General features: G+C 70.6%; 18 protein-coding genes. 3 read left to right on the top strand and 15 right to left on the bottom strand.

Annotated elements, in window-relative coordinates:
- Window positions 1–78: 78 nt before the first annotated feature.
- From ACWEGE_RS36675 to ACWEGE_RS36615, 13 genes are read right to left on the bottom strand one after another with little or no spacing between them, the layout of a single operon-like run.
- A complete protein-coding gene (locus ACWEGE_RS36675; RefSeq protein WP_449665077.1) occupies window positions 79–1,212 on the bottom strand; it encodes a KR domain-containing protein in 1,134 nt (377 codons plus the stop codon).
- A complete protein-coding gene (locus ACWEGE_RS36670; protein ID WP_449665076.1) occupies window positions 1,212–1,808 on the bottom strand; it encodes a hypothetical protein in 597 nt (198 codons plus the stop codon). Before ACWEGE_RS36670 ends, ACWEGE_RS36675 begins: the two co-directional genes overlap by 1 nt.
- 5 nt (window positions 1,809–1,813) lie before the next feature.
- On the bottom strand, window positions 1,814–2,311 hold the full coding sequence (locus ACWEGE_RS36665) for a hypothetical protein (RefSeq protein ID WP_449665075.1): 498 nt from the start codon (window positions 2,309–2,311) through the stop codon (window positions 1,814–1,816).
- Window positions 2,308–3,414: an MlaD family protein gene (locus tag ACWEGE_RS36660; RefSeq protein ID WP_449665074.1), complete on the bottom strand. Its 1,107-nt coding sequence runs from the start codon at window positions 3,412–3,414 to the stop codon at window positions 2,308–2,310. The genes ACWEGE_RS36665 and ACWEGE_RS36660 overlap by 4 nt, the downstream gene beginning before the upstream one ends.
- Window positions 3,414–4,385, bottom strand: coding sequence for an MCE family protein (locus ACWEGE_RS36655; protein ID WP_449665073.1), 972 nt, complete (start codon window positions 4,383–4,385; stop codon window positions 3,414–3,416). The genes ACWEGE_RS36660 and ACWEGE_RS36655 overlap by 1 nt, the downstream gene beginning before the upstream one ends.
- A complete protein-coding gene (locus ACWEGE_RS36650) occupies window positions 4,382–5,380 on the bottom strand; it encodes an MCE family protein (protein ID WP_449665072.1) in 999 nt (332 codons plus the stop codon). The genes ACWEGE_RS36655 and ACWEGE_RS36650 overlap by 4 nt, the downstream gene beginning before the upstream one ends.
- The gene (locus tag ACWEGE_RS36645) at window positions 5,380–6,375 is read right to left on the bottom strand and encodes an MCE family protein (RefSeq protein WP_449665071.1); all 996 of its coding nucleotides are present in this window, start codon (window positions 6,373–6,375) and stop codon (window positions 5,380–5,382) included. Before ACWEGE_RS36645 ends, ACWEGE_RS36650 begins: the two co-directional genes overlap by 1 nt.
- A complete protein-coding gene (locus tag ACWEGE_RS36640; RefSeq protein ID WP_449665070.1) occupies window positions 6,372–7,388 on the bottom strand; it encodes an MCE family protein in 1,017 nt (338 codons plus the stop codon). The genes ACWEGE_RS36645 and ACWEGE_RS36640 overlap by 4 nt, the downstream gene beginning before the upstream one ends.
- Window positions 7,385–8,581, bottom strand: a complete 1,197-nt coding sequence (locus tag ACWEGE_RS36635; protein ID WP_449665069.1) for an MCE family protein — start codon at window positions 8,579–8,581, stop codon at window positions 7,385–7,387. The genes ACWEGE_RS36640 and ACWEGE_RS36635 overlap by 4 nt, the downstream gene beginning before the upstream one ends.
- Window positions 8,578–9,393, bottom strand: coding sequence for an MlaE family ABC transporter permease (locus tag ACWEGE_RS36630; protein ID WP_449665068.1), 816 nt, complete (start codon window positions 9,391–9,393; stop codon window positions 8,578–8,580). Before ACWEGE_RS36630 ends, ACWEGE_RS36635 begins: the two co-directional genes overlap by 4 nt.
- Entirely contained in the window at window positions 9,394–10,188 is a 795-nt protein-coding gene (locus ACWEGE_RS36625) for an MlaE family ABC transporter permease (protein ID WP_176175339.1), read from the bottom strand.
- On the bottom strand, window positions 10,185–10,907 hold the full coding sequence (locus tag ACWEGE_RS36620; RefSeq protein ID WP_449665067.1) for a hypothetical protein: 723 nt from the start codon (window positions 10,905–10,907) through the stop codon (window positions 10,185–10,187). The genes ACWEGE_RS36625 and ACWEGE_RS36620 overlap by 4 nt, the downstream gene beginning before the upstream one ends.
- Before the next feature lie 5 nt (window positions 10,908–10,912).
- A complete protein-coding gene (locus tag ACWEGE_RS36615) occupies window positions 10,913–12,478 on the bottom strand; it encodes a DUF6801 domain-containing protein (protein WP_449665066.1) in 1,566 nt (521 codons plus the stop codon).
- A 251-nt stretch (window positions 12,479–12,729) separates the two neighbouring features.
- On the opposite strand from ACWEGE_RS36615, the gene ACWEGE_RS36610 reads away from it, so the two are divergent.
- On the top strand, window positions 12,730–13,659 hold the full coding sequence (locus tag ACWEGE_RS36610) for an ATP-binding cassette domain-containing protein (RefSeq protein ID WP_449665065.1): 930 nt from the start codon (window positions 12,730–12,732) through the stop codon (window positions 13,657–13,659).
- Window positions 13,656–14,489: an ABC transporter permease gene (locus ACWEGE_RS36605; RefSeq protein ID WP_449665064.1), complete on the top strand. Its 834-nt coding sequence runs from the start codon at window positions 13,656–13,658 to the stop codon at window positions 14,487–14,489. Before ACWEGE_RS36610 ends, ACWEGE_RS36605 begins: the two co-directional genes overlap by 4 nt.
- On the opposite strand, the gene ACWEGE_RS36600 is transcribed toward ACWEGE_RS36605, so the two are convergent.
- Window positions 14,486–14,866, bottom strand: coding sequence for a hypothetical protein (locus ACWEGE_RS36600; RefSeq protein ID WP_449665063.1), 381 nt, complete (start codon window positions 14,864–14,866; stop codon window positions 14,486–14,488). The genes ACWEGE_RS36605 and ACWEGE_RS36600 overlap by 4 nt on opposite strands.
- The gene (locus tag ACWEGE_RS36595) at window positions 14,859–15,128 is read right to left on the bottom strand and encodes a hypothetical protein (protein WP_449665062.1); all 270 of its coding nucleotides are present in this window, start codon (window positions 15,126–15,128) and stop codon (window positions 14,859–14,861) included. The genes ACWEGE_RS36600 and ACWEGE_RS36595 overlap by 8 nt, the downstream gene beginning before the upstream one ends.
- Window positions 15,129–15,393: 265 nt before the next feature.
- On the opposite strand from ACWEGE_RS36595, the gene ACWEGE_RS36590 reads away from it, so the two are divergent.
- Window positions 15,394–16,134: a response regulator transcription factor gene (locus ACWEGE_RS36590; RefSeq protein ID WP_449665061.1), complete on the top strand. Its 741-nt coding sequence runs from the start codon at window positions 15,394–15,396 to the stop codon at window positions 16,132–16,134.
- The last annotated feature ends 68 nt before the right edge of the window (window positions 16,135–16,202 follow it).

Below are 16,202 nucleotides of genomic sequence, written 5' to 3'. Positions count from 1 at the left end.
GTCCGCTCCGGTCGGTACCGGGATGGACGACACGCGTACTCAGGCGGACGACACGCGTACGCCGATGGACGACACGGGTCAGAGGGTGGAGAAGTAGGGGCGGGGGAGGTCGGGCAGGCGGGCCGGGCCGAGCTGGACGGTGGTGGCCGGGAGGCCGCGGGACCGGCGCCAGGCGGCGAACGCCTCCAGCCAGGCGTCCGCGGTCGCGCGGGACGTGCCGCCCGGGGCGCCGACCAGCGCCGTGGCCGAGGTGCCCAGCAGCCACCAGTCCGGCGGGGTGTCCGCGGTCGCCTCGTGCAGCCGTCGCGCGCCCAGCACGCCGAGGCGCCAGCCGGCCGACGGGTCGTCGGTGAGGATGCCCGCCGCGTGGACGATCCCCCGCAGCGGCAGGCCGTCCGCCGTCGCCGCCGCGACCAGCCGCTCCGCGACGCCGGGCTCGGCGACGTCACCGGGGACCACCAGGACGCCGGGTGGGCCCGCCAAAGCCAGTCCACAAAGGACGATCCGGGTGGCGCCCGTGTCCGCCAGCCACCGCGCGGTCGCCGCCCCGAGGCCGCCCGTGACCACGTACGCGCCGGGGCCGGTCGCGACCTCGGCGGTGAACGGCGCGCGGGCCAGCCGCGCCGCGTACCGGACGTCGTGCCGCCAGCGGACTTCGTCGTCCGGCGCGTCCGACCGCAGCTCGCGCACCAGGACGTCCACATCGGACCGCGCGTCGAAGTCGACCAGGCTCGCCCGCAGCTGCGGCCGCTCGAGGGCGAGCACCCGCACCAGCCCGCGCAGGAACTCCAGCCCCGGCTCGCCGCCCGCCTGCGTGACCAGGTGGAACCGGACGCCGGCGCCGAGCCGCGCGACCACCGACAGCACCGAGAGCAGCAGCTCCTGCGCGGCCTCCGGGTCGTGGTAGGCGTACGGCGATCCGGTGAGGTAGACGACGCCGCGCACCGGCCGTCCGGCCAGGAACCCGGGCAGCTCGTCGAGGTCGTCGCGCGGCAGCGACAGCGCGTCGTCCCCCGCCGCGGCCAGCGCCAGCGCCAGCGCGACGGCCCGGCCGAGCGCCGCCGGGTGCTCGTCGGTGAGCAGCAGCCACGCGCCCGGCCCGTACGGCACAACCGGCGGCAACGGCACTTCCGGCCACGTCACCTCGTACGACGACGTGGCGAACGGGACGCCCGGTGACAGCGCCCGCCCGGCCGGCCCGGTCGTGGACATCAGGCGGCGGCCATCCCGGTGACGCGCCACTTCCCGGCGACGCGCTCGGCCCTGACGCTCAGCTGGGCGGCGCCGGTACTGCGCTGCCCGTCGCCTCTCGTGCCGGTCTGGTCGAGGAACACCAGCAACGCCGCGCGGTCGCCGTCGAGGAGCTTCACGCCCGAAGCGACGGCGGTCGAGGTGACCACGAGCTTCTGCTCCGCCGCCAGCTTCCGGACCTGGCCGAAGAGCTGTTCGTACTGCGCGAGCGCGGGTCCGGTCAGGACGTCCTTCGCGGCCTGCTCGCTCTTGGCCGGATCGTCGTAGCGGTAGGAGAAGACCGTGCCGAGCGCCGCACTGATCTGCTTAGCGGCCTCCCCGGTGCCGGCGACGTCGGAAAGCGCGCTGTTGTGCGCGACGACGTCGTTCGTGGCCCGCGCTTCGAACGTGAACCACACCGCGAGCCCGGCCATGACCACGGCCACCGCCGCGAGCACCACCCCCGCCCGCCGCCGCGGCCCGGAGGTCGGGGGTGGCACAGCGGGTGCCAACCCGTCGGAGCTCTCAGGAGAGTCGTGGTGGCGGCCGGCGACCTTCACCGGGCGCTTCCTGGTCACGGTCTTCACGGTGCCTCCCCCACGGGAACCTGGCCGAGGCCGGTGACGCGCCAGCCGCCCGGCCCGCGGGTCAGGTCGGCCTGGAACCGGTTGCGCTTGGTCACGGCGTCCCCGCCGTCGGGTGCCACGAGCAGCTCGACCGAGGCGATCAGCTTCGCCGTCCCGGCGCCGGCGTCCACTTCGGTCACCGCCGCGTCGGTCACCTTCCCGGTGGTGACGGTCTTCGCCTGGGCGATCCGGTCGAGGCTGCCCGGCCGGTCGGCCGCCAGTTCGTCGTGCAGCGCGCCACCGGAGAGGTCCAGCCAGTGCTGGTACCCGGGCGCGGCCTGCCGGTAGTCCAAAGTGGTCAGCCCGGCGACCGCCGTCCGCCCCGCCCGCAACGCCTCTTCCCGGACGACCGCGCGCGCGACGCCGTCGTCGTGCGCGGCCTGCCACCAGGTGAACCCCGACCACCCGGCCGCGACGGTCGCCAGGACCGCGGCCGGCCACACGACAATTCTCACGGTCGTCCTCCTGGTGCGTTCTGCGAACCCCGGACGTTCGTCGGGTCGCCCTTCGGCAGCGCGCAGCGCGCGGCCGTGTTCAGCGGCCGCACCGACGTGTCGAGGCCGTCGCGGTACGGCGTCGAGTACCCCGTCGTGCACGGCGGCGGGTCGAAGAAGGTCAGCGAAAGCCCGATGTGGACTCCGTCCGGCCGCACGATCGTGCCGGCCGCGGCGACCGCCTGCGGCGCGGTGATCAGCAGCTGCCGGATCCCGTCCTGCCGGGCTTCGAGGACGTCCGCGGTGGTCAGCAGGTTGGCAAGCAGCACGCCGAGGTCCGGACCGGAGTCGCGGATCAGGGCGCTGACCTCGTTCGCGGCCGCGGGCACCGCCGGGATCAGGGTGCGCAGGTCGCCGTCGGACGCCTTCAAGGTCGAGGCCAGCAGCTTCGCGTTGGCACCGAAGTCGCGGATCGCCCCGGCCTGCTGCACCTGGGTGTCGAGCACCGTGTGCGCGTCGGTGACGAACCGGGTCAGCGGCGCGACGTGGGCGCTCGCCGCCTGCACGAACTCGATGCCGCGGCCGACCAGCTGGTCCAGCGCCGGGCCGGCGTCCGAGGTCGCGTTGTACAGCTCGTCGACGACCGTGCGCAGCGCGGGCTTGGGCACCGAGTTCGCGAACGAGTCCACTGTCGACAGGACGACGTCGACCGGCAGCGGGATCTTCGTATCGGCCTGGGTGAGCACCGAGCCGTCGTGCAGCTTCGGGCCGCCGTCGGTGCGCGGCCGCAGGTCGACGTACTGCTCGCCGACGGCCGACCGGTCCGCGACGACGGCTTCGGTGTCGGCCGGGACGGGTGCGGTACCGGAGTCGATCTCGAGGTCGGCTTCCATCCCGGCCGGGGTGAGCCGCAGCTCGCCGACGCGGCCGATCGGGACGCCGCGGTAGGTGACCTCGGCGTTCGTGAAGATGCCGCCGCCGGTCGGGAACTGCGCGGTCACGGTGTAGCCGCGGTCGAAGAACACCTTGTCGAGGCCCGCGTAGGTGGCCCCGACGTAGGCGACGCCGACGACGGCGATGACCACGAAGAGCGTCACCTGCACGCGCACGAACCGGGTCAGCATCAGTGGCCTGCCTTCAGGAACCCGTTGAGGTAGTCGCCGCGGATGGTGTCCAGCGCGGCGTCCGGGAACGGGAAGGTGAAGACCATCTCCATGGCCTTCGGGAGCTTGTCGCCGGAGTCGGCCAGCCGCCGCAGCAGCGGCTCCAGCGCGCGGAGGTCGGCGACCAGGTCGTCCTTGCTGCGGTTGACCGTGTCGACGGCGACCGAGGTCAGCCCGTCCAGGGACTTGAGCATCCCGACCAGCGCCTCCCGCTGCTGGTTGAGGACGCCGATGCCCGGCGTGAGCCCGTTCAGCGTGGTGGTGATCCGGTCGGTGTGCGCGTTCAGCGTCGCCGAGAGCTTGTTGACGCTCTCGATGGCCCGGGTGATCTCGTTGCGGTGCTCGTCGAGCCCCCGCACGAAGGTGTCCAGATCGGACAGCAGGGACCGCGCCGCGGTCTCCTTGCCGCCGAGTGCGTCGTTCAGCTCGTGGCTGATGTTCTGCACCTGCGCGACGCCGCCCCCGTTGAGCAGCAACGACAGCGCTCCGAAGACCTCCTCGATCTCGGGCGTCAGCGTCGACCGGTCCAGCGGGATGTCCGCGCCGTCGAGCAGCCGGCCCGACGGCGTCGCGTCGTCGGGCGGGGCGAGTTCGACGAACTTCTCGCCGAGGATGCTCGCCTGCCGCAGCCGGGCGACGGCGTTGCCCGGCAGGTCGACGTCGCCGTTGAGCAGCAGCTCGACGACCGCGCTGTGCCCATCCGGCGCCAGCTCGACCTTGACGACCTGGCCGACCGGGACGTCGTTGACCTTGACCCCGGACTGCGGCACCAGGTCCAGCACGTTCGTGAAGCTCGCGGTGACGTGGATCGGGTGGTCGCCGAGCGCGGCGCCGCCCGGCAGCGGGATGTCGTAGACGCTCACCCCGCTGCCGCAACCGGTGGTGACCAGCGCGAGGGTGACCACCGCGGCCAGCTTGACCAGTGACTTCATTTCGGCTCCGCGTATTCGAGGAGGTTGCCGCGGCCGTCGATCGTCCCGTTGGCCTGGTCGTAGGCACCCAGCAGGTTCGTCAGGGCGTTCGGGGCCGCCTGCAGCGCTTCGGCGAGGGAGTCCTTCTGGTTCACCAGTACCTTCGTGATGTCGGCCAGCTTGTCCACATCGGACTGCACGCGACCGCGGTTGTCCTTGATGAACCCCTGCACGACGCTCAGCGCCTGGGTCAGCTCGGTCAACGCGCCGGAGAACTGGTCACGCTGGTCGGCCAGCACCTTGCTGAGCGAGGCGATCTGCGAGATGGCCTGCTTCACCTGGCCGTCGTTGGCGGCGAGCATCGCGGTGAACCTGCTGATGTTGTCCACGGAGCTGAACAGGTCGTCCTTGGAATCGCTCGCCGTGCGCGCGAACTCGCCGAGGTTCTTGATCGCGGTGCCGATCGTCTGCCCGGTGCCGTTCAGGTAGTCCGCCGACCGGGTCAGGACCTCGCTGACCGCGCCGTCCTTGTTGGCGCCCTGCGGCCCAAGCGCGGACATCAGCTGGTTGAGGCTGTGCAGCAGGTCGTCCACCTCGACCGGCGTCGCGGTGCGCTCCCGTGGGATCGACGCACCGTCGGGCAGCTGCGGGCCGCCGCGGTAGACCGGCATGAGCTGGACGTACCGGTCGGCGACCAGGCTCGGCGTGATGACGACGGCCCCGGCGTCCGCGGGCAGCGGCACGCCCGGCCGCAGCGTCATGGTGACCTTGACGTCGGTGCCGTTCGGTTCCACTTTGGACACCGAGCCGATGGCGACGCCGAGGACGCGGACGTCCGAGTTCGGGTAGATGCCGACGGCGGCGGTGAAGTACGCGGTCAGCGTCCGCTCGGCAGGGGCGGTGACCACGGGCCACGCGGCCGAGACGACGAGGGCGAGCAGAACGCCGAGCGTGAGGGCCCGCAACCGCGTCCGCCGTCGCGCCTCGGCACCCAGGTCGATGAGCTGGTGGGCCATCAGCGTCCCCCGTTCTTCGGCGGCCGGCAGCTGCCCGGCGTGCTGCCGGTCGGGATCAGTCCGCAGATGTAGGTGTCGATCCACCGGCCGTTGCCGACGGCGTTGCCGAGCAGCCGGTAGAACGGCCCGGCCAGGCGCAGGCTGTCCTCGAGCTTTCCCTGGTTCCGCTGCAGCACGGTCGCCACGCGGTCGAGCTGGTCGAGCGCCGGGCCGAGCGTCTTCTGGTTCTCCGCGACCAGCCCGCGCAGCTGGATCGAGAGGTTCTTGATGCCGGTGAACAGCTTCGCGATGGCGTCCTTGCGGGCGTTCAGCTCGGTGAGGAGGGTGTTGCCGTCGCGGACCAGCGCCTGGATCTGGTCGGAGCGCCCGCCGAGCGTCTTCGACACCTGGTTGGTGTTCTGGAACAGCTTGACCAGCTCTTCGTCGCGTGAGGCCAGCGTCTGCGACAGGGCGGCGATCCCGTTGAACGCCGTTTTGACGTCGCTGGGGGCGGACGCGCCGAGCGTGTCGGACAGCGTCCGGAACGCCTGGGCGAGCTGGTCGGTGTCGATCGCGCCGACCGTGCTCGCCAGGTCGTTGAAGACCGCGGTGACGTCGTAGGGCGAGCTCGTCCGCTCGGCCGGGATCGGCTGGTCCGGGTTCAGCTCGGCGTTGCCGACCGGGTCGAGGACGAGGTTCTTCTGGCCGAGCAGCGTCTTGATCTTGATCGCCGCCGTGGTCCGGTTGCCGACCCAGGTGTCGCGGACCCGGAACAGTACCTCGACGTGGTCGCCGGCCAGCCGCACGTCGGTGACCTCGCCGACCTTCACCCCGGCGACGCGGACCTCGTCGTTCGGCTTCAGCCCGGCGGCCTCGTGGAACTCGGCCCGGTACGTGGTACCGCCGCCGATGAGCGGCAGGTCGTCGGAGAAGAAGGTGGCACTCCCGATCAGGGCCATGACCAGTGCGGTCACCGCGCCGACGGCGATCGGGTTGCGGCTGCGGAAGGGTTTCACCGGCACCTCGCAGCCGTCACCGGGATGCCCGGGGGCGGGCCGCCCGGCGCCGGTTTCGCGTCCGTCTGCACCGAGCAGAGGTAGAAGTTCGCCCACGAGCCGTAGGAGAACAGCGTGCCGATCCGGTCGAGCTTCTTCGGCAGGTTGTCGAGGAACTGCTGGAACACCGGGGTGTTGTCGGCCAGGTTCTTCGACAGGTCACCGAGTGCGGTGATGCTGCCCTTGAGCGGCTGACGGCCCTGCTCCAGCAGCCCGGCGGTCGCCGTGGTCAGCTCGCCGAGGCCGCCGATGGCCTGCCCGATCGGCTTGGCGTCCGCGGCCAGGCCGGTGACCAGCCGGGCGGTGGTGTCGACGAGCGTGTCGAACTGGTCGCCCTGGGCGTTCAGCGTGTCGAGCACGGTGTTGAGGTTGCCGATCACCTGGCCGATCAGCGCGTCCTTCCCGGCCAGGGTCGAAGTCAGCGACGCGGTGTGCCGCAGCAGGCTGTCGATCGTGCTGCCCTCCCCCTGCAGGACCTGGATGATCTCGAACGAGAGCTGGTTGACGTCGTTGGGCGACAGCGCCTGGAAGAGCGGCTTGAAGCCGTTGAACAGCGCGGTGAGGTCGAGCGCCGGCTTGGTCCGCTCCAAGGGGATCTGCGCGCCTTCGGCGAGCGTCGGCGAGGTGTCGGTGGCGCCAGGGTCGATCGACAGGTACCGCTGCCCGACCAGGTTCCGGTAGCGGACGGTGACCGAGGCCGACGCGGTGAGCCGGTGCGCGCGGCCGACCGAGAACTCCACGTCGGCGAGCCGGTGTTCGACGACCCGCACCGAGTCGACCTGGCCGATCCGGACCCCGGCCATCCGCACTTCGTCGCCGGGGTTGACCGAGGTCGCGTCGGTGAAGCGGGCGGTGTAGCCGATGGTCTCACCGACGTTCGAGTTGGCGATGGTGATCGCCAGCACGGCCGTTGCGGCCGCGGTGACCAGGAAGAAGATGAGCCCCTTGACGGCGGGCCCCGCCACGCTCCTCATCGGACGGTCACCTCCGTCCCGCGCAGCGCCGGTCCGATGAGGACACTGCTCCAGTCGGGCACGTCACCCAGCGCTGGCTTCAGGAGCTCCGCGACCAGTTTCCGCTCACCGGGCGAGTTGGCCGGGCCGAGGTCGCCGTCGGCCGGGCCCGCGGCCGCCGCGCCGCCGCCGTAGCACTTCGGGCCGCCGGTGGCGTCGAACCGCGGGGTGTCCCGGCCGGGGACGTACTTCTCGCGCGGGTCCTGCACGGTGAGCGTCACGTGCAGGCCGGGCTCGTTCGTGCCCTTGCCGAGTGCCTTCTCCATCAGCGGCTTGAGCCGGTTGACCGCGTCGAACAAGCACGGGAACTCCGGGGAGTAGCGCGACAGCAGCTCCAGCGTCGGCCGGCTCGCCGCCGAGACGCCGATCAGGTTGTCCTTGTTCTTGCGCAGGAATTCGTTGAGGTGCCCGGTGGCGCTGGTGACGCTCGCGTAGAGGTTGTCGAGGTCGGCCCGGGTGTCCACGATGGTCTTCGCGGTGGTCGAGAGGTCGCTCAGCGCCTGGAGGATGTCCGGCGCGGCCTTCGTGTAGACGTCGGCGGCGTTCGCCAGCCCGGTGATGTCGGCCTTGAACTGCGGCATCAGCGGGTTCACCTGCCCGAGGAGGTCCTGCAGCTTGACGATGCTGTCGCCGAGGGGTTTCCCGCGGTGGTCGAGCGCCTGGGAGATCGCGCCGAGCGAGCTGTTCAGCTTCTGCGGCTGGACCGCGCGCAGCAGCGGCAGCAGGTCGCCGAGCACGCGTTCCAGCTCGATGGCGTTGGAGGAGCGGTCCTGCGCGATCACCGCACCGGCCTCGAGCTTCCCTTGTGGACTGTCCGGCAGCACGAGGTTGACGTACCGCTCGCCGAACACCGTCTTCGGCAGCAGCCGCGCGGAGACGTTCCCGGGCAGCAGGCCGATCTTCGCCGGGTCGAGGGCGAGGTCGATCTCGGCGCCCGTGCGCGTGCTGCGCACGGCCCGGACCTCTCCGAACGGGACGCCCCTGACCTTGACCTCCGCGGTCGGCGCGAGCTGGTTGCCGAGGCGGTCCGCCCGCAGCGTCACCAGCTCGGCGTCGTCGAAGTCCTTGTCGTAGATCGCCACCGCGAGCCAGCCGAGCAGGACGAGCACGCCGAGGAAGGCCACCCCGGCGAGCTGCGTGCGGAACCGGCTCATCCGGACACCTTCACCGTGGTCGTCGCACCCCAGATGGCCAGGGAGAGGAACAGGTCGAGCACGCTGATCAGCACGATCGACGTCCGCACGGCCCGGCCGACCGCGACGCCGACCCCGGCCGGGCCGCCGCCGGCGCGGTAGCCGTAGAAGCAGTGCGTCAGGATCACGCCGACGCTGAAGACGAGCACCTTGCCGAACGACCACAGGACGTCGCCGGGCGGCAGGAACAGCGTGAAGTAGTGGTCGTAGGTGCCGCCGGACTGTCCGAAGAAGACGACCGTGGTCAGCCGCGAGCCGAGGTAGGAGATCAGCAGCCCGATCACGTACAGCGGGATGATGGCGATGAACCCGGCGACGATCCGGGTGGTGACCAGGTACGGCATGCTCCGCACGGCCATCACCTCCAGCGCGTCGATCTCCTCGGAAATCCGCATCGCGCCGAGCTGCGCGGTGAACCCACTGCCCACAGTGGACGAGAGGGCGAGCCCGGCGACCAGCGGCGCGATCTCGCGCGTGTTGAAGTACGCGGTCAGGAACCCGGTCATCGCGGAGATGTTGATCTGGTTCAGCGCGCTGAACCCCTGCAGGCCCACCGTCACGCCGGTGAACACGCACAGCCCGACCATCACGCCGATCGTGCCGCCGATCACCGCGAGCGCGCCGCTGCCGAACGTCACTTCGGCCAGCAGCCGGACGACCTCGCGGAAGTAGCGGGTGACGGCGAGCGGGATGGCGGCGAGCGCGCGGGCGTAGAACAGCAGCTGGTCGCCGAGGTCGAACAGCCGGTCGCCGGGTTTGCCGAGGATGGCCACTCAGGTTCCCTTCGCCGGGACCAGCTGCAGGTACAGCGCGGTGAGCACGGTGTTGACGAAGAACAGCAGCAGGAACGTGATGACGACGGACTGGTTGACGACGTCGCCGACGCCCTTGGGGCCGCCCTTCGGGTTCAGGCCGCGGTAGGCCGCGACGACCCCGGCGAGGTAACCGAAGATCACCGCCTTGATCGAGCTGACGACCAGGTCGGGCAGCTGGGCGAGGGCGTTGAAGCTGGCCAGGTAGGCGCCGGGGGTGCCGCCCTGGACGATCACGTTGAAGAAGTAGCCGCCCAGTACGCCGACCACGCTGACCAGGCCGTTCAGCAGCACGGACACCCCGACGGCGGCCTGCACGCGCGGCACCACCAGCCGGTGGATCGGCGAGACGCCGAGCACCTCCATCGCGGCGATCTCCTCGCGAATGCTGCGCGCGCCGAGGTCGGCGCAGATGGCGCTGCCGCCCGCGCCGGCGATGATCAGCGTGGTCACGATCGGGCTGGCCTGCTGCACGACGGCCAGCACGCTCGCCGCGCCGTTGAACTGCTGGGCGCCGATCTGGCTGGTGAGCGAGCCGAGCTGCAGCGAGATGACCGCGCCGAACGGGATCGACACCAGGATCGCCGGCGTGATGGACACGCTGGCGATGAACCAGAACTGCTGGACGAACTCCCGTACCTGATACGGGCGGCGGAGCATGGCGACCAGGACGTCGAGGCCCATCGCGCACATCCGGCCGAACTCGCGCAGGCCGTTCGCGGCCTTCTGCGGCGCTTCGCTCAGGAACGTCGTCATGGCTTGCACCCGGTGCTGAAGCAGCGGAGCTGGAGGTTGGAGACGAAGGTGTTGCCCGGCCCGGAAACCAGGCCGGTGAGCAGCCGGCTGACGTCCTCGTGCCCGACGCACCCGGCGAACGGCGGTGTGGTGAAGGTCGACGTCACCTTCACCGGCGGGGCGGGCGGGGAAATCGGCACCAGCGCCTTGATGGTGACCGCCGCTGGCTGGGCCGTCCGGCAGTCCGGGCCGACGTCGAGGGGTTTGCCGTCCACCTGCACGTCGGAGAGCTTGATGAACACCTTGGCGGTGACGTCCGTGTCGGCGCAGATGTTGGTCTGCGTGGCCTTGCAGTCCTTGTCCTTGCCCGTGTGCACGGTGGCCGTTCCGGTGGCGTCACCGTCCGGGACGATCTCGACCCGGCCGGTGGTGGGCATGAACCGGAACGCGACGAAGTAGCCGTTCGCCGGCGGGATGGTCAGCTTGCCGGAGATCGGCACGGTGTTCGTGAGGCCGCCCAGGAAGCCGTCGAAGGCGCCCGGCGGGAAGACGATGTCGGACCCGAGCTTGGCCACGTGGCTCGTGGTCGGCTGCTGCGCGTCCCCGAGGGTGAAACCGAACGGGATCTGCGTGGCCGCTTGGGGTGCCGGGGCGGTCTCGCCCGGCGCCGCCTCCGCGGCGCCGAGCGAGATCGCGGCCACTGCCAGCACGAGCGGCAGTGAAAATCGGGTCAGGGTCATCGAGTTCACTTCTTGGCGAGGGTGACGTCCAGCTTGTTGCCGGGACCGGAGGTGATGCCGGTGATCAGGCCGGTCAGGAAGCCGCAGCCGGTGAACTGCGGGATGCCGTAGGTCGCGCTGAGCCTGCCGCCCTTGAGCGGGTCGAACCCGGGCGCCGAGACGAGCGGCACGTCCGCGGGGTCGACCGTGTGGCACGACTTCGACGACAGGATCGGGAAGCCGAACACGCGGACCTTGGTGAGCTGGACGTCGATCCGGGCGTTCGCCTTGACCGCGCCCGCGGTGAGCGTGCCGGTGATCGCGCCGACCTGGTTCAGCTTCACCGTCGCCGACGCCGGGATGAAGCCGAGGACCCGGAAGTTCACGTCGGACTTCGGCAGCGCGAGCTGGGCGCCGAACTTGCCGGAGGCCGCGTCGAGCTTCGCGTCGAGGGTGCCCGGGCCGAGGGGCAGCGTGGCGTGCAGCTGCTTGAGAACCGACTTGCCCTGCACGGAGTACTTGACCTCGATGCCGCCCGGCGGGTTCGTCGGGGTGGTAGTCGGGGTCGTCGGCTGGGTGGTCGGGGTCGTGGGCTCGGTCGTCGGCGTGCTCGGTTCCGTGGTCGGCGTCGTGGGTTCCGTCGTCGGGGTCGTCGGCTCGGTCGTGGGAGTCGTCGGTTCCGTGGTCGGCGTGGTCGGCTCGGTCGTCGGAGTCGTGGGTTCCGTGGTGGGAGTCGTCGGCTCGGTCGTGGGAGTCGTGGGCTCCGTGGTCGGCGTGGTCGGCTCGGTCGTCGGAGTCGTGGGTTCCGTGGTCGGCGTCGTCGGTTCCGTCGTGGGGGTGGTCGGCGTCGTCGGGGTGGTCGGCGTCGTCGGGGTGGTCGGCGTCGTCGGCTCGGTCGTCGGCGTGGTGGGTTCCGTCGTCGGCGTCGTGGGCGTGGTCGGGGTGGTGGGCGTGGTCGGCGTCGTGGTGCCGCCCGCCGGCTTGATCTCGAACGTGCCCAGCTGCTGGTTCTGGCCCGGGACCGCGACGCAGTCGGAGGTGAACGTGCCGAGGTCGGTCGGCTGGCCGTCCGCGGTGCGCGGGGTCATCGTGGTGCTGAAGTTCCCGACCGTCACCGACGCGGTGCCGGGGCTGGGAAACGTCACCGCGGGCGCCTTGCCGCTGCTCTTGACGTGGAAGGCGCCCGACGGCGGCACCGGCGTCGAGGCGATCGTCAGCGGCAGGTTCAGGTTCAGCGTCTTGTCGACCGGGTACTTGAGCGTCGCCGCGGCCTTCGCCGAGCCGTCCAGCGAAGTGGCGCCGACCAGGGCGAGCCCCTCGGTGGCGGTCTCCGGCACGGTGACGTCGACGTCGAAGGTGATCGGGGTCGACGCGGCGCCCGCGACGGCGTTGTCGGGCAGGTTGGTGTCGATCTTCACCGACAGCACCTGGTCGCCGATCAGCGGGAACGGGCAGTTGTAGTTGAGCGTCAGGCTCACCGGGGCGGCCTGGCTCGGGCCCGCCCCGACGAGCGCGACGGTCGCCGCGACCGCCGCGGCGGTCGCGGCGGCCAGGCCGAAGGCGGGCTTTCTCGACTTCCACGAAAACTTCACGGGTCGTCACCTCGGGAAATGGGGGAATTTCGGCAAAGCTACCTCCGTGTTTCCAGGCGAACAAGCGACCGCCGATTCTTTGTCACGCACAGGAGATCGCCCCGGCCCGGAAGGGTCACGCAGGTCAGCGCTTGTCACGCGGGTGCGATCCGATTCCGCGAAATTTGTCACGCGCCCGGCGAATGGCGGTGTTCTTCTTGATCGGCACGAGCGGTCCCGATACCTTTTCGCCAGGCAGGAAAGGAGCGGCCATGCCCCAGCCGGTCATCGCCGTGACGGACCTCGCGAAACAGTACGGCGAAGTCACCGCGCTCGCCGGGATCAGCCTCAGCGTCGCCCGCGGCACGGTGCTGGCGGTCCTCGGCCACAACGGCGCCGGGAAGACCACCCTGATCGACATCCTCAGCACGCGCGTCCGGCCGAGCGCGGGCACCGCCCGCGTCTGCGGCTACGACGTGGTGCAGCGCGGCCGCGCGGTGCGGCGGCGGATCGGCGTCACCGGGCAGTTCGCCGCGGTCGACGACGCCCTGTCCGGCCGCGGGAACCTGGTGCTGATCGCCCGGTTGCTGGGTGCCCGGCCGCGGCAGGCGCTCGCGCGGGCCACCGAGCTGATCGCGGCCTTCGGCCTCGAAGACGCGGCCGACCGCCCGGCCGGGACCTACTCCGGCGGCATGCGGCGGCGCCTGGACCTGGCCGCGAGCCTGGTCGGCGCCCCGCAGGTGCTCTTCCTCGACGAGCCGACCACCGGCCTCGACCCGGTGAGCCGGGCCGGGTTGTGGACGATCGTCGAGGGCCTCGCGGCCCGCGGCACCACGGTCGTGCTCACCACCCAGTACCTCGAGGAGGCGGACCGGCTGGCCGACCACGTCGTCGTCCTCGGCCTCGGGCACATCACCGTGTCGGGGACGCCGGCGCAGCTGAAGGCCCGGCTCGGCACCCGGTCGGCGACGTGCACGTTCGGCACCGAGCTGGCGTTGCGGCGCGCGGTGGACGCGTTGTCGCGCCTGGGGCTCGCGGCCGGACGCGCCGGGCTGGTGCTCACCGTGCCGCTGGCCGGCCCGGGCGACATCCCGGTGGTGGTCCGCGCGCTCGACGCGGCGGGCGCACCGCTGCGGGACCTGACGGTGACCGAGCCGACGCTCGACGACGTCTACCTTTCCCTGCACCGGACGGCATCGTGACGCGCGCCCGGCACCACGCGGTCGTCGCCGCGCTCGGTGATCCCACGGCCTGGCCCGAATCGGGCTTCTGGACGCAGGTCCGGGTCCTGACGGCCCGTTCGCTGCGAACGGCGTTCGCCGACCGGCGGCTGGTCTTCTTCGGCCTGCTGCAACCGGTGGTGCTGCTGTTGTTGTTCAGCCAGGTGTTCAGCGGCGTCGGTGCGCTGCCGGGGGTCGCGGCGTACCAGGGTTACGTGAACTTCCTGGTGCCGGCCACGCTGGTCAACATCGCCATGACGACGGCGATGAGCTCGGGAGCGGGCCTGCTGGCGGAGATCTACGGCGGCTTCACCGGACGGCTGCGTTGCCTGCCGATCTCGCTGTTTTCGGTCCTGGTGGCGCGGACGTTGGCGGATTCCGCGCGGCTGGGTGTGCAGCTGGTGGTGACGGCCCTGGCGAGCGTGGTGTTCCTGGGCTTCCGCCCGGCCGGCGGGGTGCTGGGCCTGGGCTTGGCCCTGCTCCTGACGTTGGTGGTCGGCTGGTGCTTGAGCTGGGTGTTCGTGGCGATCACCACGTGGCTGCGCAAGGCGGAGACCCTCCAGGCGGCGTCGTTCGTGGTGATGTTCCCGCTGATGTTCTCGTCGAGCGCGTACATGCCCCTGGACACGATGCCGGCGTGGGTCCGTGCGGTCTCGGCGGTGAACCCGCTGACGTACGCGATCGATGCGACCCGGGCGCTGGCGTTGGGCCGCCCGCTGGGCTGGTCGGTTTTCACGGCCTTGGTGATCGCCGCGACGGCGGCGGTGGCGGGCTCGCTACTGGCGGCCCGCACCTTCCGCGCCCGCGCTTAGCCGTTCTTGCGGAACTGAACGATGACATGCCGGACTATGAACGGGTTCTCGTTCTGCGCATGCAGTTCGACCACGTTTCCACCCCCGCTCTTCAGGTACGATGCGGGGAACGCGGACGCGATCGTGTTGTAGGAGTCAGCCTTGCCCTGCACCAGCTGTGGAAGTGGATGATCGTTCACAATGATACGGATGGCGCTGAAGCCATGCGGCGCGTCCTTGTGCACGCTGAAAGTGAGTGTGATGCAAGCATCGTTCCGCTCGACACCGTTGACCCTGAGAACGTTCCTCGTCGCGAACTTCGGCGACTTCCACTTGCCACCGACCGACTGCTCGACTTCGTTCCGGTCGATGACGACAAAATCGGCAACTTCAGCCATGATTACCCTCGGTTCTCTTTGCCAGGAGCCCGCACAGCAACTGGATCGTGATCGTGGCGGTGAGCGAGCAGATCATCGCGGCCGCGCAAAGCAGCCGCCAGGCCGGAGATGACAGCCCCAACGTCGCCGTCAACCAGTCCGCAACCGGTTTTCCGCCCAAGGCCGGCGCGGCAGTGAGGGTCGCGGCCAGCGATCCCGTGACGACGGCCAGGTTCAGCAATCGGCGCCGGCGAGATGTGGCTTGCGCCAGATATGTTTCCAACTTTCCACTTTTGGCCGGATCCGGGTGGTGAGCACAGTCCGGGGATCCTCGTCACCCGACACTTCCAGTTCGACAATCGATGACATGGCCTCCTCCTCGTGTTGCCCCTCGAGGATGCGGCAGGCAGAGCTAAGAAGATATTCGCCTCAAGGCGTATTTTCCGCCCCCGAAGCGTACGATGGTTTCGACGAGGGGGTGGTCACCGATGGCCACGAATCTGTCCGAGCGTGATCTCCGTGCGCTGGTGCATGTGGCGGAAGCCGGCATGCGTGACGATCCCACCGACGCCATGCCCTGGGCCGCGCTGGAGGCGTTGCTCGCGCTGGTCCCCGGGGATTCTCTGGTGTTCAAGGAACTCGTCGTCACCGACAGGCAGGTGCCGGTGTTCCAGACGCTCGCCGACGGCGACCGGCGGCTGGAACTCGATGGTGCCGGAGACAGCCGGACGAACGACGGGTTCTGGCAGCTGCGCAGGACGTTCCTGCCGTGCGCATATCCCGACCGCACCGGGGATCTCACCAGCATCACGTTGTGGTCCGATTTCTACTCCGCTCGGGAACTGCGGAACGCTCCGATGTACGCGGAGCTCTACGGTCCTCAGGGCCACCGCTTCAGCCTGCTCGTTTCCCTGCCCGCCCCCTTCGGCCACACCCGGCGGATGCAGATCTGGCGTGACGGCGGACGCGACTTCGACGAGCGAGATCGGCTCGTCCTGCAGTTGCTCAGACCACACCTGCACGAGATCCACCTCCATGCCCGCCGACGCCGCGCGGGTGTCCCCCGGCTCACCCCACGAGAACTGGACGTGCTCCGGCTCGTCGCCGAAGGCCGGAGCAACGCCGACATCGCGCAACGGCTGTTCGTCTCGGTCGGGACCGTGCGCAAGCACATCGAGCACATCTTCGATCGGACCGGCGTCCGCACCCGAGCCAAGGCGGTCGCGCTTGTCCTGCCGCACCTGGTCCTCGACCCGGCAACCGGAGGGGATGGCGATCCGAGCCGATGAGCGAATCGCTGCCCGAAGCCGAACTACGCCTGCTCATGACCGTGGTCGAGGAAGGCCGCCGCGACGAG

It is taken from the genome of Amycolatopsis sp. NPDC004747 (assembly GCF_053601335.1).
Note: the sequence above shows the minus strand (reverse complement) of the source record. Positions and strands in the feature narration are given on the sequence as shown.